Genomic DNA, 4253 nt, shown 5'->3' with positions numbered 1-4253 from the left:
GTGTTGTAGCTAAAATCTTCGCTTAATAGCATTTAGATTTTTGCACTCTCTTCATTAGAAGAGCACGCATCTGAAAAGGGGAGCTTCGGCTTCCCTTTTGTTTTCTCAAAAGAAATATTACCTTCCATCTATCTTCTTCCCTCTCGATACAAAACCAACTTCCAATAAATTGCGATTATTTTTCCAACACTACTTGCATACTAAAGTGTGATCTGTATAATGCATCGCACTGGCTAACGCTGGTTGTGAACCAATGAGCACTGAGGAGTAGGTCTTACCTAGTAATGTATACTCAGCTTATGTTCGCGGTTAATAAAAATAGTAAACTTCTTGTTTACTTCAAAAGTTAACTGACAATGCGTCCTAATTTTGGGTGCTACGGTTTCACATAAATCAATCGGCATTCTCTCGTTTTATCGGGTTTGAGTGGCGATATTGTTTGTGTAATTTTTAATAATTGGAGCTCTGTCTCATGCAGAACCAACGTATTCGTATCCGCCTTAAAGCGTTTGATTACAAGCTAATCGATGCTTCAACTGCGGAAATCGTTGAAACAGCAAAACGTACTGGCGCACAGGTTCGTGGTCCTATTCCACTTCCTACTCGTAAAGAGCGTTTCACTGTTCTTACCTCTCCACACGTCAACAAAGATGCACGTGATCAGTACGAAATCCGTACTCACAAGCGTTTGATCGACATCGTTGAGCCAACAGATAAAACTGTTGATGCTCTAATGCGTCTTGATCTTGCAGCTGGCGTTGATGTTCAAATCAGCCTAGGTTAAGGGAGATAAGAATAATGATTGGTCTAGTCGGACGTAAAGTGGGTATGACCCGCGTATTTACTGAAGAAGGCGTTTCTATCCCAGTAACTGTTGTTGAGGTTGAAGCGAACCGTATTTCTCAAGTTAAAACTCTTGAGACAGACGGCTACGCAGCAATCCAAGTAACTACTGGTGCTAAGAAAGCTAACCGTGTAACTAAACCTGAAGCTGGTCACTTCGCGAAAGCGGGTGTAGAAGCAGGTCGCGGTCTTTGGGAATTCCGTTTAGAAAACGGCGAAGAGTTTGAAGTTGGCGCTGAGCTAAACGTAGAACTTTTCAACGAAATTAAAAAAGTAGACGTTACTGGTACATCTAAAGGTAAAGGCTTCCAAGGCGCTATCAAGCGTTGGAACTTCTCTACTCAAGATATGACTCACGGTAACTCTTTGTCTCACCGCGCACCGGGTTCAATTGGCCAATGTCAAACTCCAGGCCGCGTGTTTAAAGGCAAGAAAATGGCAGGTCACATGGGTGCTGAGCGTGTAACGACTCAAAACCTAGAGATCGTACGTGTTGACGCTGAGCGCAATCTACTCCTTATTAAAGGTGCAGTACCGGGCTCAACAGGCGGAAACGTGATCGTAAAACCTGCTGTTAAAGCATAACGTCTAGGAGTAAGTAATGGAATTGATGGTTAAAGGTGCTGATGCACTAACTGTTTCCGAGACTACTTTCGGACGTGACTTCAACGAAGCTCTTGTACACCAAGTAGTTGTTGCATATGCAGCAGGTGCTCGTCAAGGTACTCGTGCTCAAAAGACTCGTTCTGAAGTATCTGGCGGTGGCGCTAAGCCATGGCGTCAAAAAGGTACTGGCCGCGCACGTGCTGGTACAATTCGTAGCCCAATCTGGCGTACAGGTGGTGTTACTTTTGCTGCGAAACCACAAGATCACAGCCAAAAAGTAAACAAAAAAATGTACCGCGGTGCTATGAAGAGCATTCTTTCTGAGCTAGTTCGTCAAGAGCGTTTAATCGTTGTTGATAACTTCTCTGTAGAAGCACCAAAAACAAAAGAACTTGTAGCTAAGCTTAAAGAGCTTGAGCTAAGCGACGTTCTGATTGTGACTGGCGAAGTAGATGAAAATCTATTCTTAGCTGCTCGTAACCTATACAAAGTAGATGCACGTGATGTTGCTGGTGTTGATCCAGTATCACTAATCGCTTTCGACAAGGTTCTAATGACTGCTGACGCAGTTAAGCAAGTTGAGGAGATGCTAGCATGATCACTGAAGAGCGTATCTTAAAAGTTCTACGTGCTCCGCACATCTCTGAAAAAGCAACTATGGCAGCTGAGAAAGCGAACACTATCGTTTTCAAAGTAGCTAAAGATGCAACTAAGAAAGAGATCAAAGCAGCTGTAGAAAAGCTATTTGAAGTTGAAGTTAAGTCTGTAAATACTCTTGTATTAAAGGGTAAGACCAAACGTCAAGGTATGCGTGAAGGCCGTCGTTCAGACGTTAAGAAAGCCTACGTTACTTTGAAAGAAGGTCAAGATCTTGACTTCGTTGGCGGCGCGGAATAACAGGAGTAGTAAAAATGGCTATTGTTAAATGTAAGCCGACTTCCCCTGGTCGTCGTCACGTCGTTAAAGTTGTTAACGCTGACCTACACAAGGGTAAGCCATACGCACCACTTCTAGAGAAAAACTCTAAGAACGGTGGTCGTAACAACAACGGTCGTATTACAGTACGTCACATCGGTGGTGGTCATAAGCACCATTACCGTGTAATTGACTTCAAACGTACTAAAGATGGCATCCCAGCGAAAGTTGAGCGTCTAGAATACGATCCAAACCGTAGTGCTAACATCGCTCTAGTTCTGTACGCAGACGGTGAGCGTCGTTACATCATTGCACCTAAAGGTGTTAACGCAGGCGACCAGATTCAATCTGGCGTAGATGCTGCAATCAAAGCAGGTAACACTCTGCCGATGCGCAACATCCCAGTAGGTTCTACTGTACACTGTGTTGAACTTAAGCCTGGTAAAGGTGCTCAACTAGCTCGTTCGGCTGGTGCTTATGCTCAAATCATCGCTCGCGATGGTGCATACGTAACTATCCGTCTACGTTCTGGTGAGATGCGCAAAGTTCTTTCTGAAGGTCGTGCAACGATCGGTGAAGTTGGTAACTCTGAGCATATGCTACGTGAACTTGGTAAAGCTGGTGCTTCACGCTGGCGCGGCGTACGTCCAACCGTACGTGGTGTAGTAATGAACCCGGTGGATCACCCACATGGTGGTGGTGAAGGCCGCACATCTGGTGGTCGTCACCCAGTTTCTCCTTGGGGCGTTCCTACTAAGGGCTTCAAGACTCGTAAGAACAAGCGCACTGACAAGTACATCGTACGTCGTCGCACTAAATAATTTATAAAGAGGAATCGCCATGCCACGTTCTCTCAAGAAAGGTCCTTTTATTGACCTACACTTGCTGAAGAAGGTAGAGAAAGCGGTGGAAAGCGGAGACAAAAAGCCTATTAAGACTTGGTCCCGTCGCTCAATGATCATCCCAACAATGATTGGTTTGACCATCGCTGTCCATAATGGTCGTCAGCACGTTCCAGTTTTCGTTACCGAAGAAATGATCGGTCACAAACTGGGCGAATTTGCACCAACTCGTACTTATCGCGGTCATGCTGCAGATAAGAAAGCTAAGAAGAAATAAGGAGTAGATGATGGAAGCTTTAGCTAAACATAACTTTGCTCGTATTTCTCCACAGAAAGCTCGCTTAGTTGCAGACCAAATTCGCGGTAAGTCGGTAGACCAAGCTCTAGAAATTCTAACTTTCAGCAACAAAAAAGCTGCTGTATTAGTTAAGAAGGTTCTTGAGTCAGCTATCGCTAACGCGGAACATAACGAAGGTGCAGATATCGACGATCTAAATGTCGCTAAAATCTTCGTAGATGAGGGCCCTATCATGAAGCGTATTATGCCTCGTGCTAAAGGTCGTGCGGATCGTATCTTGAAGCGTTCAAGCCACATCACTATTGTTGTAGCAGATCGCTAAAGACTAGGAGAGTAAGCAATGGGTCAGAAAGTACATCCTAATGGTATTCGTCTTGGCATCGTTAAGCCTTGGAATGCTACATGGTTTGCTAATACCAACGAATTCGCTGACAACCTAGACGGCGACTTCAAGGTACGTCAGTTCCTTACAAAGGAACTACAAAAAGCATCATTATCTCGTATCGTTATCGAGCGTCCAGCTAAGAGCATCCGTGTGACTATTCACACTGCTCGTCCTGGCGTTGTTATCGGTAAGAAAGGTGAAGACGTAGAGAAGCTACGCGCAGCTGTAGCTAAAATCGCAGGTGTACCAGCGCAAATTAACATCGCTGAAGTACGTAAGCCTGAGCTAGATGGTCAGCTTGTAGCTGATAGCATCGCGTCTCAACTAGAGCGTCGTGTTATGTTCCGTCGTGCAATGAAGCGTG

8 protein-coding genes are annotated in these 4253 nt (G+C 44.8%); all 8 read left to right on the top strand.

The genetic code is table 11. The annotated features are described in order from the left end of the window. Positions 1 to 472 precede the first annotated feature (472 nt). Entirely contained in the window at positions 473 to 784 is a 312-nt protein-coding gene (rpsJ, locus tag AB4517_RS21715; protein ID WP_004736761.1) for a 30S ribosomal protein S10, read from the top strand. Between the two features lie 14 nt (positions 785 to 798). Beyond that, positions 799 to 1428, top strand: a complete 630-nt coding sequence (gene rplC / locus AB4517_RS21710; protein ID WP_004736763.1) for a 50S ribosomal protein L3 — start codon at positions 799 to 801, stop codon at positions 1426 to 1428. A 16-nt stretch (positions 1429 to 1444) separates the two neighbouring features. After that, positions 1445 to 2047: a 50S ribosomal protein L4 gene (rplD, locus tag AB4517_RS21705; RefSeq protein ID WP_004738803.1), complete on the top strand. Its 603-nt coding sequence runs from the start codon at positions 1445 to 1447 to the stop codon at positions 2045 to 2047. Next, entirely contained in the window at positions 2044 to 2346 is a 303-nt protein-coding gene (gene rplW, locus AB4517_RS21700) for a 50S ribosomal protein L23 (RefSeq protein WP_004736765.1), read from the top strand. The genes rplD and rplW overlap by 4 nt, the downstream gene beginning before the upstream one ends. A 14-nt stretch (positions 2347 to 2360) precedes the next feature. Next, positions 2361 to 3185, top strand: a complete 825-nt coding sequence (rplB, locus tag AB4517_RS21695; protein ID WP_010435149.1) for a 50S ribosomal protein L2 — start codon at positions 2361 to 2363, stop codon at positions 3183 to 3185. A 19-nt stretch (positions 3186 to 3204) separates the two neighbouring features. Then, the gene (gene rpsS / locus AB4517_RS21690; protein ID WP_004736729.1) at positions 3205 to 3483 is read left to right on the top strand and encodes a 30S ribosomal protein S19; all 279 of its coding nucleotides are present in this window, start codon (positions 3205 to 3207) and stop codon (positions 3481 to 3483) included. Positions 3484 to 3493: 10 nt separating this feature from the next. Next, entirely contained in the window at positions 3494 to 3826 is a 333-nt protein-coding gene (gene rplV, locus AB4517_RS21685; protein WP_004736732.1) for a 50S ribosomal protein L22, read from the top strand. An 18-nt stretch (positions 3827 to 3844) separates the two neighbouring features. Beyond that, positions 3845 to 4253 (top strand): 30S ribosomal protein S3 (gene rpsC / locus AB4517_RS21680; RefSeq protein ID WP_372149927.1); only part of this gene is annotated, 409 nt, incomplete at its 3' end.

The organism is Vibrio sp. 10N.222.52.C3 (assembly GCF_041474195.1).
GTDB lineage: Bacteria > Pseudomonadota > Gammaproteobacteria > Enterobacterales > Vibrionaceae > Vibrio > Vibrio crassostreae_C.
The sequence above is the reverse complement of the archived record's forward strand: the minus strand, read 5'-3'. Positions and strand labels throughout refer to the sequence as shown.

Bases quoted from the DNA above. Each gene is read 5' to 3' on its own strand.
- rpsJ (WP_004736761.1), top strand. From the start codon at position 473: ATGCAGAACCAACGTATTCGTATCCGCCTTAAAGCGTTTGATTACAAG.
- rplC (WP_004736763.1), top strand. From the start codon at position 799: ATGATTGGTCTAGTCGGACGTAAAGTGGGTATGACCCGCGTATTTACT.
- rplD (WP_004738803.1), top strand. From the start codon at position 1,445: ATGGAATTGATGGTTAAAGGTGCTGATGCACTAACTGTTTCCGAGACT.
- rplW (WP_004736765.1), top strand. From the start codon at position 2,044: ATGATCACTGAAGAGCGTATCTTAAAAGTTCTACGTGCTCCGCACATC.
- rplB (WP_010435149.1), top strand. From the start codon at position 2,361: ATGGCTATTGTTAAATGTAAGCCGACTTCCCCTGGTCGTCGTCACGTC.
- rpsS (WP_004736729.1), top strand. From the start codon at position 3,205: ATGCCACGTTCTCTCAAGAAAGGTCCTTTTATTGACCTACACTTGCTG.
- rplV (WP_004736732.1), top strand. From the start codon at position 3,494: ATGGAAGCTTTAGCTAAACATAACTTTGCTCGTATTTCTCCACAGAAA.